20 protein-coding genes and 3 tRNA genes are annotated in these 19,497 nt (G+C 59.4%); 14 read left to right on the top strand and 9 right to left on the bottom strand.

Annotated features, from left to right (window positions below; genetic code table 11):
- Positions 1-29 precede the first annotated feature (29 nt).
- Positions 30-1,106: a 3-deoxy-7-phosphoheptulonate synthase gene (locus C2E19_RS16135; protein WP_129394085.1), complete on the bottom strand. Its 1,077-nt coding sequence runs from the start codon at positions 1,104-1,106 to the stop codon at positions 30-32.
- 616 nt (positions 1,107-1,722) lie between these two features.
- On the opposite strand from C2E19_RS16135, the gene C2E19_RS16130 reads away from it, so the two are divergent.
- The 8 genes from C2E19_RS16130 to C2E19_RS16095 all read left to right on the top strand — a co-directional run bounded on the left by C2E19_RS16130 (position 1,723) and on the right by C2E19_RS16095 (position 6,651).
- A complete protein-coding gene (locus C2E19_RS16130; RefSeq protein ID WP_129394083.1) occupies positions 1,723-2,484 on the top strand; it encodes a carbon-nitrogen hydrolase family protein in 762 nt (253 codons plus the stop codon).
- The gene (locus C2E19_RS16125) at positions 2,481-2,924 is read left to right on the top strand and encodes an N-acetyltransferase (RefSeq protein WP_129394081.1); all 444 of its coding nucleotides are present in this window, start codon (positions 2,481-2,483) and stop codon (positions 2,922-2,924) included. Before C2E19_RS16130 ends, C2E19_RS16125 begins: the two co-directional genes overlap by 4 nt.
- A gap of 127 nt (positions 2,925-3,051) precedes the next feature.
- Complete coding sequence (gene uvrY / locus C2E19_RS16120) at positions 3,052-3,693, top strand: UvrY/SirA/GacA family response regulator transcription factor (RefSeq protein WP_024012761.1); 642 nt, start codon at positions 3,052-3,054, stop codon at positions 3,691-3,693.
- A 2-nt stretch (positions 3,694-3,695) separates the two neighbouring features.
- The gene (gene uvrC, locus C2E19_RS16115; protein WP_129394079.1) at positions 3,696-5,519 is read left to right on the top strand and encodes an excinuclease ABC subunit UvrC; all 1,824 of its coding nucleotides are present in this window, start codon (positions 3,696-3,698) and stop codon (positions 5,517-5,519) included.
- Between the two features lie 32 nt (positions 5,520-5,551).
- Complete coding sequence (gene pgsA, locus C2E19_RS16110; protein ID WP_008080159.1) at positions 5,552-6,112, top strand: CDP-diacylglycerol--glycerol-3-phosphate 3-phosphatidyltransferase; 561 nt, start codon at positions 5,552-5,554, stop codon at positions 6,110-6,112.
- Positions 6,113-6,172: 60 nt separating this feature from the next.
- Positions 6,173-6,248: transfer RNA gene (locus C2E19_RS16105), tRNA-Gly, on the top strand.
- A gap of 47 nt (positions 6,249-6,295) precedes the next feature.
- Positions 6,296-6,369 (top strand) — tRNA-Cys (locus tag C2E19_RS16100).
- Between the two features lie 195 nt (positions 6,370-6,564).
- Positions 6,565-6,651, top strand: a tRNA-Leu gene (locus tag C2E19_RS16095).
- Between the two features lie 238 nt (positions 6,652-6,889).
- On the opposite strand, the gene C2E19_RS16090 is transcribed toward C2E19_RS16095, so the two are convergent.
- Both C2E19_RS16090 and C2E19_RS16085 read right to left on the bottom strand, forming a co-directional pair.
- Positions 6,890-7,465, bottom strand: a complete 576-nt coding sequence (locus C2E19_RS16090; RefSeq protein WP_129394077.1) for a hypothetical protein — start codon at positions 7,463-7,465, stop codon at positions 6,890-6,892.
- 142 nt (positions 7,466-7,607) lie between these two features.
- Entirely contained in the window at positions 7,608-8,525 is a 918-nt protein-coding gene (locus tag C2E19_RS16085) for a LysR family transcriptional regulator (RefSeq protein ID WP_129394075.1), read from the bottom strand.
- Positions 8,526-8,650: 125 nt separating this feature from the next.
- Here C2E19_RS16085 and C2E19_RS16080 point away from each other — a divergent pair, with 125 nt between their 5' ends.
- From C2E19_RS16080 to C2E19_RS16055, 6 genes are all read left to right on the top strand, one after another.
- Positions 8,651-9,412, top strand: coding sequence for a 5-oxoprolinase subunit PxpA (locus tag C2E19_RS16080; RefSeq protein WP_129394073.1), 762 nt, complete (start codon positions 8,651-8,653; stop codon positions 9,410-9,412).
- An 82-nt stretch (positions 9,413-9,494) separates the two neighbouring features.
- Positions 9,495-9,740 (top strand): acetyl-CoA carboxylase, encoded by a 246-nt coding sequence (locus tag C2E19_RS16075; protein ID WP_129394071.1) that lies wholly within the window; start codon positions 9,495-9,497, stop codon positions 9,738-9,740.
- A gap of 10 nt (positions 9,741-9,750) precedes the next feature.
- Positions 9,751-11,124 (top strand): acetyl-CoA carboxylase biotin carboxylase subunit, encoded by a 1,374-nt coding sequence (locus C2E19_RS16070; protein WP_129394069.1) that lies wholly within the window; start codon positions 9,751-9,753, stop codon positions 11,122-11,124.
- Complete coding sequence (locus tag C2E19_RS16065; RefSeq protein WP_129394067.1) at positions 11,121-11,993, top strand: allophanate hydrolase subunit 1; 873 nt, start codon at positions 11,121-11,123, stop codon at positions 11,991-11,993. The genes C2E19_RS16070 and C2E19_RS16065 overlap by 4 nt, the downstream gene beginning before the upstream one ends.
- Positions 11,990-12,964: a biotin-dependent carboxyltransferase family protein gene (locus C2E19_RS16060; RefSeq protein WP_129394065.1), complete on the top strand. Its 975-nt coding sequence runs from the start codon at positions 11,990-11,992 to the stop codon at positions 12,962-12,964. Before C2E19_RS16065 ends, C2E19_RS16060 begins: the two co-directional genes overlap by 4 nt.
- A 111-nt stretch (positions 12,965-13,075) precedes the next feature.
- Positions 13,076-14,395, top strand: a complete 1,320-nt coding sequence (locus C2E19_RS16055; protein WP_129394063.1) for a cytosine permease — start codon at positions 13,076-13,078, stop codon at positions 14,393-14,395.
- A gap of 80 nt (positions 14,396-14,475) precedes the next feature.
- On the opposite strand, the gene C2E19_RS16050 is transcribed toward C2E19_RS16055, so the two are convergent.
- From C2E19_RS16050 to modC, 6 genes are all read right to left on the bottom strand, one after another.
- On the bottom strand, positions 14,476-14,760 hold the full coding sequence (locus C2E19_RS16050) for a hypothetical protein (protein ID WP_129394061.1): 285 nt from the start codon (positions 14,758-14,760) through the stop codon (positions 14,476-14,478).
- A gap of 110 nt (positions 14,761-14,870) precedes the next feature.
- Positions 14,871-15,101 (bottom strand): hypothetical protein, encoded by a 231-nt coding sequence (locus C2E19_RS16045; protein ID WP_129394059.1) that lies wholly within the window; start codon positions 15,099-15,101, stop codon positions 14,871-14,873.
- A gap of 121 nt (positions 15,102-15,222) precedes the next feature.
- A complete protein-coding gene (locus C2E19_RS16040) occupies positions 15,223-15,453 on the bottom strand; it encodes a hypothetical protein (protein WP_129394057.1) in 231 nt (76 codons plus the stop codon).
- 71 nt (positions 15,454-15,524) lie between these two features.
- Positions 15,525-17,162 (bottom strand): ATP-binding cassette domain-containing protein, encoded by a 1,638-nt coding sequence (locus tag C2E19_RS16035; RefSeq protein ID WP_129394051.1) that lies wholly within the window; start codon positions 17,160-17,162, stop codon positions 15,525-15,527.
- Between the two features lie 145 nt (positions 17,163-17,307).
- Positions 17,308-18,345 (bottom strand): DNA topoisomerase IB, encoded by a 1,038-nt coding sequence (locus tag C2E19_RS16030; protein ID WP_129394049.1) that lies wholly within the window; start codon positions 18,343-18,345, stop codon positions 17,308-17,310.
- A 72-nt stretch (positions 18,346-18,417) separates the two neighbouring features.
- On the bottom strand, positions 18,418-19,497 hold the full coding sequence (modC, locus tag C2E19_RS16025; RefSeq protein ID WP_129394047.1) for a molybdenum ABC transporter ATP-binding protein: 1,080 nt from the start codon (positions 19,495-19,497) through the stop codon (positions 18,418-18,420).

Raw genomic sequence — 19,497 nt, 5'->3', positions numbered from 1 at the left:
AGAGGTGTCCGCAAAGGCTGTTGGCGAGGTCAGGCCTGAGGTTGCGTGCGAAGCCGTTCCGCAGCGGTAAGCAGCAGATGTTCCGTTGCGGCGAAACCCAGGCAGCCGTCGGTAACCGATACGCCATAACGCAACGAGGCACTGAGAGGCTGGCAACCTTCGAACAGGTGAGATTCGATCATCATGCCGATCAGCGAGCGGTCGCCCTGAAGCCGCTGCTCCAGCACTTCGTTGAATACCCCAGGCTGGCGCAGTGGGTCTTTACCGCTGTTGGCGTGACTGCAATCGACCATGATTCGGCTCGGAATCTTCAAGCGAGTCAGGTCGGCGTGTATCCGGGCGACGCTTGCCCGGTCGAAGTTCGGCCCTTGATGACCGCCGCGCAGCACCAGGTGGGTATCAGGATTGCCGGTGGTCTGGACAACGGCCGGATGGCCCTGGCTATCAACGCCGAAGTGTCGGTGCGGATGGGAGGCGGAGCGCATCGCGTCGACCGCGACGGTGACGCCGCCATCGGTGCCGTTCTTGAAGCCGACCGGCATGCTCAGGCCGCTGGCCATCTCGCGGTGGATCTGCGACTCGGTCGTGCGCGCACCGATCGCGACCCAGCTGAGCAAATCGTCGAAGTACCCGGCCGCCATGGGTTGCAGTATTTCAGTGGCGATTGGCAGCCCGCGGCGGATCATTTCGATCATCAGCTCGCGGGACAGTGTCAGGCCTGCAGCCATGTCATCACTGCCATCCAGATGCGGATCGTAGGCGAGGCCTTTCCAGCCAACAGTGGTGCGCGGTTTTTCGACGTAGGCGCGCATGACCAGCAACATTTCATCGCTGACGTCGTCAGCGAGGCGTGCGAGTTTGTCCGCGTATTCAATGGCGGACTGCGGGTCGTGGATCGAGCAAGGTCCGACAATCACCAGCAGGCGCTGGTCGTCGCCATCAAGAATGGCCCGCACCGCTTGGCGGTGGGCGGCAATCTGCTGACTCAGGGCGTTGGTCAGAGGCAATTGCTGTTTGAGTTGCAACGAGCTGGGCAGACGCAGGGTCAGTGTTTCGTTGGCAGAATCAAGAGTTGACAGTGGCAAAGCAGAAACGGACGAGTTCATGTTCAGTCTTCCTGGGCAGGCGGCGGGTGCTTCCCGCTCGCACGGCCCTATTGGGGTGTTCGACAGTTGGCCGTATTGGCTACGTGTGTGTGCTTGCCACCTGTAGGTGACCGATCGGAGGCGGCAGGCTGTCCCGAGCGGAGGCTGGTAAATCGCCAGGCGGAAAAACTGTCGTGACGGTAATAAGTGGCGTAGTTCATGTCTTAAATCCTCAAAGTGTCTGGTGTGTTGCTGGAAAATTTGTGCCTGAAAAAACAAAACCCCCGGTCGGGAGGCCGACCGGGGGTTGAGATTTCTCAGGTGGCGACCCGTTTTCATGGGCGCCGTGTGGGGTATCAGGCGCGCTAGTGGCTAAACCAATACCCAAAATAAAAGCTTGCAGGAGCGCAGGCGTCATGCACCCGGGCAGCCGCAACCGAGCGCGAGGCGCTTGCGGTACGTAGCTGAGTTGGGGTGTTGAACATGGTCTGTCTCCGATGAAGGCGCCGAGCTTACTAGAGGCCGATACGCATCAGCAATCAGAAAATGCTATCGCGTGCAGAGCAGAATGCCTATCGCTTGAGCGCTGCAACAGTTGTGACACACTCAGCGCTTTGCCTGAAACCAAGGATGAAACATGTCAACTCTGACCATCGCTGCTGCTCAATCGGTCTCCATTGCTGGTGATCTCGCCGCGAACATTGCCCGGCACATGGATTTCATCGAATTGGCGGCGCTACACGGTGTCGAGTTATTGGTGTTTCCCGAGTTGTCGCTGACTGGCTATGAGGGCGAAGTGGCGGCGGCATTGGCCATCGATCCGCAAGACGCCGTGCTTCAACCTTTAAGAAGGCTGGCGCACAAGCGCGGCGTCACGGCTGTCGTCGGCATGCCGATTCGTCAGGAGGGCAGTTCGGCAGTATTGATTGGTGCTTTGGTGTTGGGCGCCAACGGTACGCTGGATGTGTACAGCAAACAGCACCTGCATTCAGGTGAAGAGCTTATTTATACGGCCGGGAAGGGTGGTGCGGCACTGCAAATCGGCGCGGACACAGTGGCTTTGGCAGTCTGTGCCGATTTTTCTCACGCTAGCCACGCGGCGGCGGCTGCCGAACTCGGCGCCGGCCTGTACGCGGCGGGCGTATTGATCAGCGAGAAAGGTTATGAGCCTGACACCGCTCTGCTGCGGGGGTATGCCCGGCAACACGCGATGGTGGTGTTGATGGCCAACCATGGCGGTCTTACCGGAGGCTGGCAATCGGCCGGGCGCAGCGCCGTGTGGTCTGAAGAGGGTGCGTTAATCGTTGCGGCCCCCGGTGCTGGTGATGAGTTGGTGATCGCTCGTCGTAATGCCGGCGCGTGGCAGGGGCAGGTCGTCAGCCTCGCGGGGGATAAATGACCTTTCAAATGCGCCGGGCCACGCAGGATGACCTGGCATTTGTGCGAACTTTGACCTGCCAGAACATGCTGAGCTATTACATTCATTACGAATTGTTGTGGCAGGATGAGGCGTTCGACGTTGCCTGGGCCGGGCGTGAGAACTGGTTGATGATCAGTGATAAGGCGGCGTTGGGTTTCTTCAGCCTCAGTCGCGATGCGCGGGCGCTGTATATCCGCGAATTGCAGGTGGCGCAGGCATTTCAGGGCCAGGGCGCGGGTTCCTGGGCGATTGATCAGGTTATTGCCATGGCTCGCCGCGACGGCAACCCTGCAGTGCGTCTAACGGTATTCAAAAATAATCTGGCAAAAAACTTGTATCTGAGAAAAGGCTTCGTCGTGCAGGGCGAGGACGAGTGTTTCCTGAGGATGCAGCTCGATATCAGTACACCTGTGCTCTGAAACCCACGGCCTGCAAGCCCTCAATGATGAATTGAAACTTTTTAAATGCTGCTTGCCGCTAGGTCTGTCTGGCAGTTTTTGCTAAGGTGTCCGGCATCCCAATAAGACCATATCGCGAGGTGTCTGCTTGATTAGGGTGCTAGTGGTCGATGACCATGATCTCGTTCGTACAGGCATTACACGGATGCTGGCCGATATCGATGGCTTGCAGGTGGTGGGGCAGGCCGAGTCAGGTGAAGAGTCCCTGATCAAGGCGCGAGAATTGAAACCGGACGTGGTCCTGATGGACGTCAAGATGCCTGGCATCGGTGGCCTGGAAGCCACGCGCAAACTGTTGCGCAGTCACCCGGACATCAAGGTGGTTGCCGTTACCGTGTGTGAAGAAGATCCTTTTCCTACACGGTTGTTGCAGGCTGGCGCCGCGGGTTACCTGACCAAGGGCGCAGGATTGCCGGAGATGGTTCAGGCCATTCGCCTGGTATTCGCCGGCCAGCGTTATATCAGCCCGCAGATCGCTCAGCAGTTGGCGATCAAATCCTTCCAGCCGACCAACGATTCGCCGTTCGATGCCTTGTCCGAACGGGAGATCCAGATCGCCTTGATGATTGTCGGCTGTCAGAAGGTACAGATCATTTCCGACAAGTTGTGTCTGTCGCCGAAGACCGTCAACACCTACCGTTATCGCATATTCGAGAAGCTCTCGATCAGCAGTGACGTCGAGTTGACGCTTCTGGCGGTGCGTCACGGCATGGTTGATGCCAGCGCCTGATCATGACTGAAGTATTCGATTCCGGCGCCTTTCTGTCGACCGTCAGTGGGCGCCCCGGCGTCTATCGTATGTTCGATAGCGACGCGCGCCTGCTGTATGTCGGCAAAGCCAAGAATCTCAAGAAGCGTCTCGCCAGCTATTTTCGCAAGACCGGGCTGGCGCCGAAGACCGCGGCACTCGTCGGGCGTATCGCTCAGGTCGAAACGACTATCACCGCCAACGAAACCGAAGCGCTGTTGCTTGAGCAGACGCTGATCAAGGAATGGCGACCGCCGTACAACATTCTGTTGCGCGACGATAAATCCTACCCTTACGTGTTTCTGTCCGACGGCCAATTCCCGCGTCTGAGTATCCATCGCGGCGCCAAGAAGGCCAAAGGCAAATACTTCGGCCCGTATCCGAGCGCTGGTGCCATTCGTGAAAGCCTGAGCCTGCTGCAAAAGACCTTTTTTGTCCGGCAGTGTGAAGACAGTTATTACAAGAACCGCACCCGCCCATGTCTGCAATATCAGATCAAGCGCTGCAAGGCCCCTTGTGTCGGGCTGGTCGAGCCTGAGGTGTATGCCGAGGATGTGCGTCACTCGGTGATGTTCCTTGAAGGGCGCAGTCATGCACTGACCAACGAGCTTTCAACGGCAATGGAAGAGGCGGCGATCAACCTTGAGTTCGAGCGCGCCGCTGAATTGCGTGACCAGATCGCACTGCTGCGCCGGGTGCAGGATCAACAGAGCATGGAAGGCGGCACCGGCGATATCGACGTCATCGCGGCGTTCGTCAACCCGGGCGGCGCCTGCGTTCATTTGATCAGCGTGCGCGGCGGACGCGTGCTGGGCAGCAAGAACTTCTTCCCGCAAGTGGGTATAGAAGAGGACGTCTCGGAAGTCATGGCGGCGTTTCTCGGCCAATACTTCATCAGCAGTCCGGAGCGCGACCTGCCAAGCGAGTTGATCGTCAACGTTGTCCACGAAGATTTCCCGACGCTGATCGAAGCGATTCACGGGTTGCGTGGCCGCGAGCTGGCGATCAGTCACCGGGTTCGCGGTACACGAGCGCGCTGGCAACAATTGGCTGTGACCAACGCCGAACAGGCACTGGGTGCGCGGCTGGCCAACCGTCAGCACACTGCTGCACGTTTCGAGGCTTTGGCAGAAGTGCTGAACCTGGATGAACCGCCACAGCGCCTTGAATGCTACGACATCAGTCACTCCAGCGGCGAAGCGACTGTCGCGTCCTGCGTGGTGTTCGGCCCGGAAGGGGCGATCAAGTCGGATTACCGTCGCTATAACATCGAAGGTGTAACAGCGGGCGACGATTACGCTGCCATGCATCAGGCCTTGACCCGGCGCTTCAGCAAACTGAAGGACGGCGAGGGCAAGTTGCCGGACATTCTGCTGGTGGACGGCGGCAAGGGCCAGTTGTCGATGGCCCGCGACGTGCTCAACGAACTGGCCGTGCCGGATCTGATCCTGCTCGGCGTGGCAAAGGGGGCGACGCGCAAGGCTGGCTTCGAAACTCTGTATCTGAATGATGCAGCGCACGAGTTCACCTTACGCGGCGACTCGCCGGCACTGCACCTGATTCAGCAGATCCGCGATGAAGCTCACCGTTTTGCAATTACCGGACACCGCGCGCGTCGTGGCAAAACCCGCCGTACGTCAACGCTGGAAGGCGTTGCGGGAGTAGGGCCGACCCGCCGACGCGATTTGTTGAAACATTTTGGTGGATTGCAGGAGCTGACTCGTGCAAGCATCGAAGAGATCGCCAAAGCCCCGGGGATCAGTAAAAAGCTCGCAGAGTCGATTTATGCAAACCTGCATAGCGAGTAGAATGCCCCTTCACCTCGTAGCCAGTTGTGCCGATGAATATCCCTAATCTGATTACCGTTCTACGCGTCCTGCTCATTCCGATCTTCATTTTGCTGTTCTATCTGCCTTACCAATGGAGTTACATGGCCTCCGCCTCGGTGTTTGCCTTCGCGGCAGCAACGGACTGGCTGGATGGTTATCTGGCTCGCCGACTGGAGCAAAGCACGCCGTTCGGAGCGTTTCTCGATCCGGTCGCCGACAAGCTGATGGTCGCCGTCGCACTGGTTCTGCTGGTTCAGGAACACGGCAATCTTTGGCTGACACTGCCAGCCGCTGTCATCATTGGTCGCGAGATCGTCGTTTCGGCCTTGCGTGAATGGATGGCCGAACTCGGCGCCCGTGCACATGTTGCCGTGTCGAACCTGGGCAAATGGAAAACCGCCGCGCAAATGCTCGCGTTGGTGATCCTGTTGGCCAATCCACGCGACTTCAGTTTCTGGGTTGTTCTCGGTTATGCCTTGCTGATGGTCTCCGCCGGCTTGACGCTGTGGTCGATGGTTCAGTACCTGCGCGCCGCCTGGCCGCATCTGAAGACCGATGTTGAAAAGAAATAAAACTTTTTTGAATCAAGGGGTTGACGGAGCTTCTTAATTCTATAGAATGCGCATCACCAAGCGGGAATAGCTCAGTTGGTAGAGCACGACCTTGCCAAGGTCGGGGTCGCGAGTTCGAGTCTCGTTTCCCGCTCCAAGTTAAAAACGCGTTTGTTGTTGTGCTACTGATGACAAATGTTTTGAGGCCGAGTAGCAAAATGGTTATGCAGTGGATTGCAAATCCACCTACGCCGGTTCGATTCCGACCTCGGCCTCCACTATAAACAAGCTCCGTAGATCCATGATTTACGGAGCTTTTTTATTTTCAATGCGCTGCAAAATTTAGTCTTGAATTCAGCCATTGCGAACTTGCTTCACCGGGACGTGATGTATATATTTCCCGCTCGGCTGTTCAAGCCTGCATCCTGCCAGGATCGCGACTCAACAGCTGGAAAGTGCAACACCGCGCTACCGCCCGAATGGCGAAACTGGTAGACGCATGGGACTTAAAATCCCCCGCTCGTAAGGGCGTGCCGGTTCGATTCCGGCTTCGGGCACCATCTTAAATCAAGGGTTTGCGAGCGAAAGCTGATGCAAACCCTTGTTTGTTTCTGGTCCGCAATTTTGATGTTGGTCCGCAATTCACTTGGCGGGAGTAACCTTCTTGCCCATGCGATTGCAGATGTACCTCTCGTTCATCTGGATCGAAATTTTGTGCCGTTGAAGCAGGCGCAAATGTGAAGTTTTGAGCCGCTGGCATTTAAATCGGCAGACATTTTTCATGCCTGCCGGTGTGGCTCACTGAGGTCTGGAAGTTACCACTGTAAATGGATTGCCGAATGGGTCCTTTCCTTCGAGCACGATTCGTTGCCGTTCCTGGCTCACGATTTCGTACTCATCTGAACTGCCAGGAACATACTGTTTATTCAGGTCAGGTAGTGAGTAACCGCTCAGTTTCTCCAGAAGTGGAATCGGCATCTCTAGCTCGCCGCTTTTGAAACTCGTGGGTTCAGTGTGTAAGCCTGTCAGTGTAAAGGTCAGGAATTTATTGTCAGCCGTCCAGGTTCCTGACCCCTTTGTAAGCACTACAGCAGAAAACGGCTTGTCGGCAGCGCCACCCGAGAATTTCAGGGTTCCGTTCACGTTGTAGCGCCCGTTACGGAAGTATTCGGTAATACCGTTGAAGGCAACAGACCCGCCCGGGACAGGATGTTGGTAGTTGCTTTCCCAGCGCCCGAGGAAAGCTGGATTGTGTTCTGGGCCTGAGTCATGGAACGCAGCGTAAATTGTCGCGATGCCCGCGATAAGCGTGATTATCCCCCCGGCTCTGACGTAACCCTTACGAGTAAATTGTTTGATCGTTTCTAGCTTCATGTTGTGAAAACTACTCCATTAGTCGTTTTTGGCAGATCGGCATCATTCTAGCTAGATCAGTACGCCGCGATTGAGGGTGTCGGCGAAGTAATTCGTATTGTTCACTCACATTCGGATGCTTCTCGTAGCAACCCCTCAAACCTCAACGCCGCGCCATATGCTGCTGCGGCGCCAAAAACGCATCGTGAAAATAATTCCGAAACGCCTGCATCGCCGGGCTGAACTCCCGCTCCCGATGCCACGCCAAACCCACGCTCATCGGCGTCACCTTGTCGGTGATCGTCAGCGTTTCAATACGTTTGCCTTCCAGCGACCACGGGCGATGCACGAGGTCTGACAGGATGGCCACGCCGCTGCCATTGGCGACCATGCTGCGCACCGCTTCCACGGAACTGGTGCGGACCCTTACGTTTGGCTGTTGGCGGGCGTTTTCCCAGTAGCGCATGGCGCTTTGTTCGGCCTCGTCGACGGTCAGCAGGATGAAGGGTTCTTTCGCCACGTCGGCAAGGCTGATGGCCGAGCGTTCGCACAGTGGATGGTGGCTGGGCAGCCATAGCCGGCGTTCGGAGTTGAACAGTGTTTCCGAGACGATGTCCGCATGGGTGAGGTTGGCGGTGAGGACCACCGCCATGTCGAATCGACCTTCCAGCAAACCTTGTTCGATGGCGTGGCGTTCCTGTTCGTGGACTTCGATGGTGACGTCGGGGTGCCAGTGTTCCAGGCGTTGCAAATGGTGGGGCAGGAAATATCCGATCACCGTGTAGCTCGCCGCCAGGCGCAACACGCCACTGGCGCGGATGTCCGGCAACGGACTGTTCAGCGCGTCATCGACGCTGCGCAAAATCACGTAGGCGCGATTGAGAAAGTGCCGGCCGGCATCGGTCAGGCTCATGCCTTGCGCCGAGCGCTGGAACAACAGCGTGCCGAGTATGCCTTCCAGTTCCTTGATCGCCGTGGTCACGGCCGATTGCGAAATATTCAAATGAATCGCCGCTTGGGAAATTTGCCCGATCTCCGCCGTGGCAACGAAATAACGGATTTGGCGCAAGGTCAGGGACATGCAGACTCCGGGCATTGAAGTATCTGTTTTTCAGAAGATAGCCCCTCTGATAATAGATCTTCCCAAGGGGTTGGCAGGAATCTAACGTGGCCTACATGAAGTCACAAGCGTCAGGAGCAAGCGTCATGCAAGCAGTAGATTTCAACTCGGACATGGGTGAAGGCTTCGGCCCGTGGACCATCGGCGACGGTGTCGACAATGAGCTGATGGGCTTCATCAGTTCCGCCAACATCGCCACCGGTTTTCACGCCGGCGACCCCGGCACCATGCGCCGTACCGTAGAGCACGCCAAGCGGTTGGGCGTGGCCATCGGCGCGCATCCAGGGTTTCGTGATCTGGTCGGTTTCGGTCGTCGCCACATCAACGCACCGGCGCAGGAACTGGTCGACGACATGCTTTACCAGTTGGGCGCGTTGCGTGAACTCGCCCGGGTTCAAGGTGTAGCCCTGCAACACATAAAACCCCACGGCGCGCTCTACATGCACCTGGCCCGAGACGAAGAGGCCGCCCGTTTGCTGGTGGAAAACCTGCAGCGTCTGGAACCGGAACTGTTGCTGTATTGCATGCCCGATTCGGTGATCTGGCGCGTTGCAACGGAGCTCGGTCAACCGGTGATTCGCGAGTTCTACGCCGACCGCGAATACGACCTCAGCGGCTCCATAGTCTTCACCCGCAATGTGCGCGCCTACGACCCGGCGCAGGTCGCTGCGCGCGTACTGCGCGCCTGTCAACAAGGCGTTGTACGTACGGTTGAAGGTGAGGATCTGCCGATCGAGTTCGATTCGATTTGCCTGCACAGCGACACACCGGGCGCACTCGCGTTGGTCGAAGCCACGCGAAAAGCCCTCGATGACGCGGGGATCAACGTCCGCGCACCACGCCCTTAACACTTGGCGCACAGACGCCAGGGTTGTACCCACGATGGATTTTTTGCCTGCCTTTCTACAACTATTCCAAAAAGGAACAGACATGGCCGAACACACTGTAATCACCCCGTTGCCAGGGACCTTCTACCGCAAAGCCACACCGGAATCGGCGAACTTCGTCGAGGTGGGCGCGCAAGTCAGTGCCGACACGGTGATCGGCCTGATCGAGGTCATGAAGCAGTTTTCCGAACTGACCGCCGGGATGGCCGGTCGTCTCAGTGCATTCCTGGTAGAAGACGGTGATCCGGTGGAGCCGGGTCAAGTCATCGCAACACTCGACGACGAGTGAGGGCGTGATCATGACTCAAGGCATTCATAAACTGTTGATCGCTAACCGTGGCGAGATCGCGGTGCGGATTATCCGTGCCGCCAAAGCGCTGGGGATTCCCACCGTTGCCGCGTGCAGCGAGGCGGACGTCGACTCGCAAGCGGCGCGCATGGCCGACGAGGTGCATGTTCTCGGCCCGGCCCGTGCTGATAAAAGTTACCTGAACGTCGAGGCATTGCTCGGCGCCCTGAAAGCCACGGGCGCCAACGCGGTGCATCCCGGTTATGGCTTTCTCTCGGAGAACGCTGATTTTGCCGAAGCGGTAGTTGCCGCCGGGGCAATTTTTGTCGGCCCGAACGCAGAGACGATCCGGCGTATGGGCGATAAAGCCGAAGCCCGCCGCACCGCGCAGGTGGCCGGCGTGCCAGTGGTGCCGGGCTCGCCGGGTGAACTGTTTGACGCTGAATCGGCACTGAAAGCTGCCGAAACCGTGGGCTACCCGCTATTGATCAAGGCCTCGGCCGGTGGCGGTGGACGCGGTATTCGCCTGGCAGAAAACGCGCAGCAATTAGCAGAAGAATTTCCTCGCTCGCAGCGTGAAGCCCAAGCCGCGTTCGGCAATGGCGCAGTCTATCTGGAGCGGTTTATCAGCCGGGCGCGGCACATTGAAGTGCAGGTTTTGGGTGACGGTGAACACGCGGTGCATCTGTTTGAGCGCGAGTGTTCACTGCAGCGTCGCCGACAGAAAATCTTCGAAGAGGCGCCGTCGCCGGTCCTCAGCCAACAACAGCGGGAAACCCTCTGCGCCAGTGCCGTGCGCCTGACCGAATCGTTGGGCTACAAGGGCGCCGGCACCTTGGAATACCTGTATGACGACGCCACCGGTGAGTTCTTCTTTATCGAAATGAACACGCGGATTCAGGTCGAGCACCCGATCAGCGAGCTGATCACCGGCATCGATCTGGTGCAGGCGATGTTGCGCATTGCCGGCGGCGCGCCGCTGGGTCTCCAGCAGAGTGACATTTGCCTGAATGGCGCTGCCGTGCAAATGCGCCTGAACGCCGAAGACCCGCAGCGCGACTTCTTCCCGAGTCCAGGGCTGGTCGAGGAACTGATCTGGCCGCAAGGCGAGGGCATTCGCGTCGACACTCACCTGTATCAAGGCTACCGCGTGCCGCCTTACTATGACTCGCTGCTGGCCAAGCTGATCGTGCACGGTGCTGATCGGGCCGAAGCGTTGGCCCGGGCGCGGCTCGCGGTCGAGCAAACCACGCTGAGCGGCATGGCCAGCACCTTGGCGCTGCACGGCGAACTGCTCGCGCAGCCTTGGCTACACAGCGCCGATTTTCATACCGGCACCCTGGAAACCTGGCTGGCCACGCGCCGCAGCGGAGGTGCCGCATGAGTACGCCGATCCGTTACAGCTTTGGCGCCGACGAGCATTTGTTTGCCGAAGTCAGCGACAGCATGTCCCTCGATGCGTTTTTCAAAGGCCTGGCCGTCACGCGCGCGGTGGAACGGCTGGCGCTGGATGGCGTGCTCGATGTGTGCCTGGCCAACGCTTCGTTCCAGATTCGTTTCGACCCGGATCGCATCGCCCCGCACACCTTGCTCGAAGCCGTGAAAGGGGCCGAGGCGCAAGCGGTAGCCGAGCGCACGTTGCACACGCGGATCATCGAGATTCCGGTGCTCTACAACGATCCGTGGACCCATGAAACCCTGATGCGTTTTCGCGACCGGCATCAAGATCCCAGCGCCACGGATCTGGAGTACGCCGCGCGGATCAACGGTCTGGCGGACGTCGACGCCTTTATTGCCGCACACAGCGGAGCACCGTGGTTTGTCTCGATGGTCGGCTTCGTCGCCGGGCTGCCCTTCATGTTCCAGATGGTCGAGCGCGAGCGTCAGTTGCAGGTGCCGAAATACCTGCGGCCACGCACCGACACGCCGAAGCTGACCCTCGGTCATGGCGGTTGCTTTGGCTGCATTTACTCGGTGCGCGGTGCCGGTGGTTATCAGATGTTCGGCGTCACGCCGGCGCCCATTTATGACCCGCAACAGAACCTCGCCTATTTAAAAGAACACATGGTGTTTTTCCGTCCGGGCGACATCGTGCAGTTCAAGCCGATGGACCGTGAAGCCTACGATCACGCCGTGGCTGAAGTGGAGGCAGGGCGCTTTGATCTACGGATTCGCCCGGTGGAGTTTTCGCTGGATGCATTTCTCGCCGACCCTATCGGATATCCCAAGTCGCTGCAGGAGGTGCTGGCATGATCAAGGTACTCAAACCCGGTCTCGCCACCTCAGTACAGGATCTGGGTCGCGAAGGTTATTACCACTTGGGCATTCCACCTTCCGGGGCGCTTGATCAGTACGCGTTGAGTGCGGCCAATCAACTGGTTGGCAATTCCGCAGGTTTTGCCGCGCTGGAATGCACGCTGCTCGGGCCTGAACTGAAGTTTCAGCAGGACGCTTTGGTGGCGGTGTGCGGCGCGCACATGACGCCGCGGGTCGATGGCGTGGAAATGCACCACGACACGGCCTTCACGGTGAAGGCCGGGCAGGTGCTGCGTTTTGATTTCCCCAAGGCTGGCGCCCGCACATATCTGGCGGTGGCGGGAGGAGTTGATGTGCCGCTGGTGCTCGGCAGTCGTTCAACCTACGCGCTGGGTGCACTCGGCGGTTTTCAAGGCCGGCGGCTGATGGCGGGCGATGAATTGCCGATCGGCACGGCAAGCGGCAAAGGTCGCGTTGGCGCCAGTTTGCCGATGGCGCTACGGCAATCGCTGGGTGGTGAAATCACCCTGCGGGTGGTACCAGGCCTGTATTACGAGCGCCTGAGCGAAGCGGCGGCAAAAAGCTTTTTCGCCGAGCCGTGGACGGTCGGTTCGGAAGCCGACCGTATCGGCTATCGCTTCAAGGGCGGCAGCGCACTGACTTTTCAGCCGCGTGAGCAGCCTTTCGGTGCCGGTTCCGATCCCTCGAACATCGTCGACAGTTGCTACCCGATCGGTTCGATCCAGGTGCCGGCCGGGCTCGAACCCATCGTCCTGCACCGCGATGCGGTGTCCGGTGGTGGCTACGCGATGATCGGCACAGTGATCAGCGCCGACCTCGATTTGATCGGCCAGATGCAACCCAACCAGAAGGCCCGCTTTGTCGCGGTAACCCTCGAAGAGGCGCTGGAAGCGCGACGTTCCTACAAGAAAAAACTCAGCTGCCTGAGCAAGCTGTTCCCTTCCTGATTCTGCCCGCCGCATCGCGCGGGCCATGCCAAACGGTGAGCCAACGCCGCACTTCGGTGCGGTGACGGCTGCCCGCGCTTCAACCTCTGACTGGTTCTGGAGTTCACGCATATGGCCGCTTTATCGCAATCGAGTCAAACCGGGCAAGACCCGGCCCAGCATCCCGTACCCGCGCAAGCACGCATGGGCCGACTGTCGCTGACCATGGCCTGGTGGGCGGTGTGCAGTGCGATGTTCTACATCGTTGTCGGCGCTTCGCTGGCGTTGTCGTTCGGTGCGCGCAATGCGCTGATCGGTATGGTTCTGTCGGTGATCAGCTACGGCCTGGTCAACAGTGTGCTCAGTCGCTTCGCGATCCGCAGCGGCTTGTCGGTGGCATTGTTCTCGCGACTGTTGTTTGGCCGCACGGGTGCGTGTCTGGCGACGTTGATCTTCTTTTCCACGGCGATCTATTACGCCGTGTTCGAAGGTTCGGTGATCGCCGTGGCGCTGCATCATCTGTACCCGCAGTTGGTCTATCCATTGGCCGCACTGGCGGTGGTGTTGTACAGCGTGCCGATGATCCTCGGCAGCGTGCAGCACTGGCTGGACAAGCTCAACGGCGTGTTGCTGCCGGTCTACCTCGGCGGTTTGCTGGTGGCGGTGGGGCTGTCGATCAGTCGTTATGGCTACCAGCCGCAGTGGCTGGATTTCGGCCCGCAAACGCCTGACGCATTCGGCTGGTGGCATTGCTTTGTCGCCTACATGGGCGTCTGGGTGCTGATGCTGTTCACCTTCGATTACGCCCGTTTCGGCAAGGCTGAAGACGCCGAGTATCACGGTCGCTGGAACTTCGGCATGCCGTTCTACGCGGTGACGTTTCTGCTCAACGGCGCGGCGGGAATCTATCTGGTCAGCAGCATTCCCCACGAAGGTGCGTTGAACGAAGTGTCGGTGGTGATGGCGATCCTGCAGTTGATGGGCTTGTGGGGACTGCTGTTTGTCTGGGCGACACAAACCCGGATCAACACCGCCAATTACTACCTGGCGACGTTGAACATGCAGGCGTTCTTCGGGCGTTTTGGTGTGCGCGGTTCGTACTTGCTCTGGGCACTGGTAGTCGGGGTAATTGTGTACGGCTTGATGCTTGCGGACGTGTTCGCCTACTTGCTCAAGGCGCTGGCCTATCAGGGGATTTTCGTTGTGGCCTGGGTCGGAGTGGCGCTGGCGCAGATTCTCTACGGGCGCAACGACGTTGCAACGCTTGAGGAGGTGACGGCATTCAATCCGGCAGGGTTGACCGCATGGTTTGGCGCTACGGCGCTGGGGCTTGCGTTGATGTTTGCCGGGGCCGGGCTGAGCAGTTTTTCTGCGCCGTCGACGGTGTTGGTCGCGTTTGCGTTACAAGCTGGGCTGTCCCGACGCGTTCTGGCGCCCAGGATTGCGGTGTAAGCGGCGGATATTGCGCACTGACGGTACGCGGGTTGTTGGCGAATAAAAAAGGGTCGAAAAAATCGACCCTTTTTTGTGCGTTAAACGAAGCGTTGTTGAGCAAAGCCGCGCGGTAAACGCTGGCGGCCGCCCATCGCAGAGAGGCGTTCCTGCCACTCGGTGCGCCAGTTCACCAGGCTGTGGCTGGTTTTGGGCTGACGCGACGCTCGGCGTGCGGCGTTGCGTTGATCCTTGCGGGCTTGTTTATACGCATCGGTATTGCGGCAGCTGCGGCACTTGACGCGGTTCAGTTCGCGGCTCGCCGTGAGATGTTGGCCCTTGTGACCACAGGCCAGATGTCCTTCAACACTGAAATGAATAACCATCAGACGCCTCCTTCGTGACGTGTATCTTTTTCGACCACGCACGACAGCAGGCGTTCAGCAAAATGAACCACCGGTAGAACACCCGCAAGCGACTCTGGCGCGTACAGCGCTTACCTGAACCGTGGCAGCGGCCGGTCGGCAGGCCTGAGCGTCGACAGCGTGTTGCGGATCAATGGCGCGTCTTTCTCGATGTCGTTCAGACGATCGCGGATGCGCAGGGCGGTCGGGTGCCCGCCTTGGTGATCGACCCAGTCGGCGATCTCTTTGCAAGCGGCCGCGAGGCGCGCCTGCCGGGCGTCGAGCAGGGTGAGGAGGGTGGTGATGGACTCTTTTTCGGACATGGGACACCTCCGTTTTTCATGAAACCTGAGCTGCAGCAAAAAGCCCGCGAGTCGCGAGCCTTGTGCCGTTGGGGTGCTGCTCCGTCAGCTGGTTTCAGTATAGACCCGCTTTTGCACGGCATCAGCCGGAGGACTGGCGGGCCGGTAGTGGCGAACTGGCTGCGTTGAGGCGCTGGCATTCGCGCCGGGCATCTTCTTGCGCGTCATAGCCGTCGCCGATGAAACCGCCGGTACGCGTATCGCAGATGCGGAACCAGCTGTGGGCTTCGGCAGGATCATGCTGGCTTTCTCCGGCGCGTCGACCGTGAATGATGATCTTGTTGCAACGCTTCACGACGAAAATGTCTTCCATGGCGTCACCGCAGCTGATTCGTGTCACATCAACTATAGAAGGCCGCGGCAATCGTGCAAAAAATACCCGGCTCAGCTCGTCGGTTGCCACTGCCAGCCAGTCGGGTGCCAGCTCAGGACATGGCTGGGATTCAACGCCTTGAGAAATGCCCTGTCGTGGGAAACCGCGACAATTGCTCCGGGAAAAGTCTGCAAGGCGTGTTCGAAAGCTTCCACCGATTTCAGGTCGAGGTGATTGCTCGGCTCATCGAGCAAGAGCAATTGCGCCGGTACCTGGCGCCACAACGCCAGGGCGAGCGCGGCTTTCAAGCGTTCGCCGCCACTCAGTGACGCGCAGGGCAGGGTCACCCGCCGGGCATCCAGTTGCAGATGGGCCAGGTAGCTGCGCAAGGTGCCTTCGTCCAACGGTGATCGCTGCGCCTGCAACTGTTCGACAATTGCAGTTCGTTCATCGAGCAGGCGCAATTGCTGATCGAGAAAAGCCAAAGGCACGTGGGTGACGCACTCACCGCTCGCCGGGCGCAGTTCTCCAGCGAGCATCCGCAACAGGGTCGATTTGCCGCAACCGTTTGGCCCGCTGACGGCAATGCGCATCGGCCCATGAATGGCAAGATTCAGGCGGGATGTCGGCGCATCTTCAGGCAACCATGGCAGACAGGCATCGATCAACGTGCAGACCTGGCGGGTACTCGGCACCACGCTTCCCGGCAGGTTGATCAGCACGCCATCCTCAGGCAGTACTTTCGCGTAGGCCTCGCGGACGCGCGCGTCCAGATCAGATTTGCGCGCCTGATGGCCGACTTTCACCTGTCCCATGATCTCTTTCGCGGCGGCTTTCAGCGCCGCTCGTTCGAAGCCGGAGACGTTTGCAGTTTCGGCGTTACGGCGACTGCCTGCAGCGTGGCGCTGGATCGTGTCGTGCTCGCGTTGCAGCCGTGATCGCTCGCGCTGGCGCTCGTTGCGCGTCTGGTCGAGATGAGCCTGCGCCGCCGCTTGGTGGATTCGACGCTGCTCGACGAATTGCGCATAGCTGCCGCTGAATCCGTTCGCGCCCAACGGCGTGAGTTCGACGATGCGCTGCATCTGCTCAAGCATCTGTCGATCATGGCTGACGACAATCAAGCCGCCGCGCCATTGTTCAAGGCTGCGCATCAGCCATTCTCGACCGCTGCTGTCGAGGTGATTGCTCGGCTCATCCAGCACCAGCAATTGCGCGTCGCTCAACAACGCAGCGATCAGGGCGATTTTTGCCTGTTGACCGCCGCTTAGATGCTCGGCCAGATCGTTGGCGGCGATCTCGCGGAGGCCGGCGTCGTCGAGGCTGTGGCGCAAGCGATCCGGCAGATCCCAGCGCTCGCCGACAAGGTCAAAATCCTCGGCCGAGGCGCTGCCCTGATTGAGCCTGTGCAGCGCCGCCAGCACCGTGGCGGTGCCAGTCGCCTCGGCCACGGTTTGCCCGGCCGTGGCGATGAATGATTGCGCGACGTAATGCACGGTTGCACAGCGGGTGATCGTGCCGGTGGTAGGCTGCAAATGTCCGGCAATCAGGCGCGCGAGCACGCTTTTGCCGACACCGTTGCGGCCGACGATAGCGGTCGGCAAATGATCGAACTTGAGATTCAGGGCGTCGAAAATCGTCTCGCCATTGGCGAAATGAAAGCTCGATTGATTCAGGGAGACGAGTGCGGGCGTACGCCAGACGTGAGTCATCGGCACCTCCAGAAAAATGTCGTGAAAACCGACAAGCGCCAGAAACGGCGTGTCGCGAAGGCATTTTTAGAAGGCCGGGTTATTCACTTCTGCGGTCGTCCTGAGAGGGGAAAGGTGGCTAGCCTAGTTCACGCTGAAACGATGATCAAGGTGCGTCGGTCATTTCGCTCATCTGTTCGAGGAACATCGCCAGCGCCACTTCCTCGGCACGCAGCCCTTTGCGCACGCGGGGTCGCGGTAGTTCGGCGAGGGCACCGAGCATGAATTTTTCCACCACGGCAGGGTGGATATAGCACTTGCGGCACACCGCCGGCGTGTTGCCCAACTGCTTGGCCACGCCTTTGACCATCTCGACAACATGGCGCTTGGCTTCGGTTTCGGATTCGTGGGTCAGTTGGCGCAGCACCGCCAAGGCCAGCGCGCTGCCGGCCCAGGTGCGGTAGTCCTTGGCGGTAAAGTCGGCGCCGGTCAGGGTTTGCAGGTAGGTGTTGACGTCGGAAGAGCTGACCGTGTGCCGCTCACCGTTTTCATCCAGGTACTGGAACAGGTTCTGCCCGGGAATTTCCAGGCAACGCTTGATGATGCGCGCCAGACGTCGATCTTTGATGGTGATCTGGTGTTCGATGCCGCTCTTGCCCCGAAACTGAAACAGAATCGCGCTGCCGTTGATCTCGACATGTCGGCTGCGCAACGTGGTCAGGCCGTAGGAGCGATTGTCGCGGGCGTACTGCGTGTTACCGACCCGGATCAACGTCGCGTCGAGCAACGTGATTACCGTGGCCATGACCTTGTCCCGGCTGAAACCGGGTGCGGCCAACAGTGCTTCCAGCTGTTTGCGCAGTTTCGGCAACGCCAGGCCAAATTCACGCAGGCGCGAATACTTGTCGGCATCGCGTACTTCGCGCCAGCGCGAGTGATAGCGATATTGCTTGCGGCCGCGGGCGTCGCGGCCGGTGGCTTGCAGGTGACCGCGCGGGTCGGGGCAGATCCACACGTCGGTGTAGGCCGGCGGCACGGCGAGGGCGTTGATGCGTTTGATTTCATCGGGATCGCTGATGCGCTGGCCCGACGGCTCGAAATAGCTGAACTTGCCACGCAGCTTCTTGCGGGTAATCCCCGGCTGGGTGTCGTCGACGTAATGCAGGTCGGATGGCAATGCGTCAGTCAGTGCAGTGTCGGGCATGGCGGCTTCCTTCGGTGGCGCGGCGGTCTGTAAAACGATTGACCGCACGCCGTTGCCGTCGTGCCGAATGATTCAGGCGAGGACCGCGACTGCCTTGATCTGCGCCCAAAGCCGCTGCCCCGGATGCACGCCCAACTGATCCCGCGAGAACCGCGTGATCCGCGCCAGCAACGGTGTGCCGGCAGCGTCGAGACGGATCAGCACATGCGCAGCGTTGTCCGCTGCCTGCTCGCTGACCACCGTCACCGGCAGTCGATTGAGGATGCTGCTGAACTCATTGTTTTGCAGGGTCAGGCTGATGTCGCGTGCGTGCACCTTGCAGCGCAAGGCCTGACCCACCGCCATCGGTGCGTGCGTCACACGAATGGCAATTTCGGTGGCCGGCAGTTGCAGGCTGAGCAATTGATACTCGGTATCGTAGTCGCTGACCTGACCTTCAATGATCACCCCGGCGTCGTCGCCCAGCGCCATTGGCAAGTCGAGGCGCGCCAGGGTTTCGCCGATCGGTCCGCTGGCCAAGGCTTTGCCGTCGCTAAGCAGCACCAGGTGATCGGCAAGCCGTGCGACTTCGTCCTGCGCATGGCTGACGTACAACACCGGAATATCCAGTTCGTCATGCAGGCGTTGCAGGTATGGCAGGATTTCGTTTTTACGCTGGCTGTCGAGGGCGGCCAGCGGCTCATCCATCAGCAGCAGTTTCGGGCTGGTCAACAAGGCGCGGGCGATGCCGACCCGTTGGCGTTCACCACCGGAAAGGTGTTGCGGATGACGCTCCAGCAGATGACCGATACCGAGCAGTTCGGTGGCTTGCTCCATGTCGACCCGGCGTTGCGACTTGGTTATCCGTTTGAGACCGAATTGCAGATTGGCCAGCACTGACAGGTGCGGAAACAGGCTGGCTTCCTGAAACACATAACCGAGCGCGCGTTTGTGCGGCGGGACAAAAATGCCGTTGTCGCTGTCCTGCCAGATTTCATCGTTGATCTGCACAAAGCCGTGCTCGGCGCGTTCCAGCCCGGCGATGCAGCGCAGGCAAGTGGTTTTGCCCGAACCGGAATGGCCGAACAACGCGCTGACTCCGCGACCCGGCAGATGCAGATCGACGTCGAGGCTGAAGCCTGAATAGGCGAGTTGCAAACGTGCATCAATCAT

Origin of the sequence: Pseudomonas sp. DTU12.3 (assembly GCF_004124275.1) — a bacterium.
Classification (GTDB): Bacteria; Pseudomonadota; Gammaproteobacteria; order Pseudomonadales; family Pseudomonadaceae; genus Aquipseudomonas; species Aquipseudomonas helmanticensis.
The sequence above is the reverse complement of the archived record's forward strand: the minus strand, read 5'-3'. Positions and strand labels throughout refer to the sequence as shown.

Bases quoted from the DNA above. Each gene is read 5' to 3' on its own strand.
- C2E19_RS16135 (WP_129394085.1), bottom strand. From the start codon at position 1,106: ATGAACTCGTCCGTTTCTGCTTTGCCACTGTCAACTCTTGATTCTGCC.
- C2E19_RS16130 (WP_129394083.1), top strand. From the start codon at position 1,723: ATGTCAACTCTGACCATCGCTGCTGCTCAATCGGTCTCCATTGCTGGT.
- C2E19_RS16125 (WP_129394081.1), top strand. From the start codon at position 2,481: ATGACCTTTCAAATGCGCCGGGCCACGCAGGATGACCTGGCATTTGTG.
- uvrC (WP_129394079.1), top strand. From the start codon at position 3,696: ATGACTGAAGTATTCGATTCCGGCGCCTTTCTGTCGACCGTCAGTGGG.
- pgsA (WP_008080159.1), top strand. From the start codon at position 5,552: ATGAATATCCCTAATCTGATTACCGTTCTACGCGTCCTGCTCATTCCG.
- C2E19_RS16090 (WP_129394077.1), bottom strand. From the start codon at position 7,465: ATGAAGCTAGAAACGATCAAACAATTTACTCGTAAGGGTTACGTCAGA.
- C2E19_RS16085 (WP_129394075.1), bottom strand. From the start codon at position 8,525: ATGTCCCTGACCTTGCGCCAAATCCGTTATTTCGTTGCCACGGCGGAG.
- C2E19_RS16080 (WP_129394073.1), top strand. From the start codon at position 8,651: ATGCAAGCAGTAGATTTCAACTCGGACATGGGTGAAGGCTTCGGCCCG.
- C2E19_RS16075 (WP_129394071.1), top strand. From the start codon at position 9,495: ATGGCCGAACACACTGTAATCACCCCGTTGCCAGGGACCTTCTACCGC.
- C2E19_RS16070 (WP_129394069.1), top strand. From the start codon at position 9,751: ATGACTCAAGGCATTCATAAACTGTTGATCGCTAACCGTGGCGAGATC.
- C2E19_RS16065 (WP_129394067.1), top strand. From the start codon at position 11,121: ATGAGTACGCCGATCCGTTACAGCTTTGGCGCCGACGAGCATTTGTTT.
- C2E19_RS16060 (WP_129394065.1), top strand. From the start codon at position 11,990: ATGATCAAGGTACTCAAACCCGGTCTCGCCACCTCAGTACAGGATCTG.
- C2E19_RS16055 (WP_129394063.1), top strand. From the start codon at position 13,076: ATGGCCGCTTTATCGCAATCGAGTCAAACCGGGCAAGACCCGGCCCAG.
- C2E19_RS16050 (WP_129394061.1), bottom strand. From the start codon at position 14,760: ATGGTTATTCATTTCAGTGTTGAAGGACATCTGGCCTGTGGTCACAAG.
- C2E19_RS16045 (WP_129394059.1), bottom strand. From the start codon at position 15,101: ATGTCCGAAAAAGAGTCCATCACCACCCTCCTCACCCTGCTCGACGCC.
- C2E19_RS16040 (WP_129394057.1), bottom strand. From the start codon at position 15,453: ATGGAAGACATTTTCGTCGTGAAGCGTTGCAACAAGATCATCATTCAC.
- C2E19_RS16035 (WP_129394051.1), bottom strand. From the start codon at position 17,162: ATGACTCACGTCTGGCGTACGCCCGCACTCGTCTCCCTGAATCAATCG.
- C2E19_RS16030 (WP_129394049.1), bottom strand. From the start codon at position 18,345: ATGCCCGACACTGCACTGACTGACGCATTGCCATCCGACCTGCATTAC.
- modC (WP_129394047.1), bottom strand. From the start codon at position 19,497: ATGATTGATGCACGTTTGCAACTCGCCTATTCAGGCTTCAGCCTCGAC.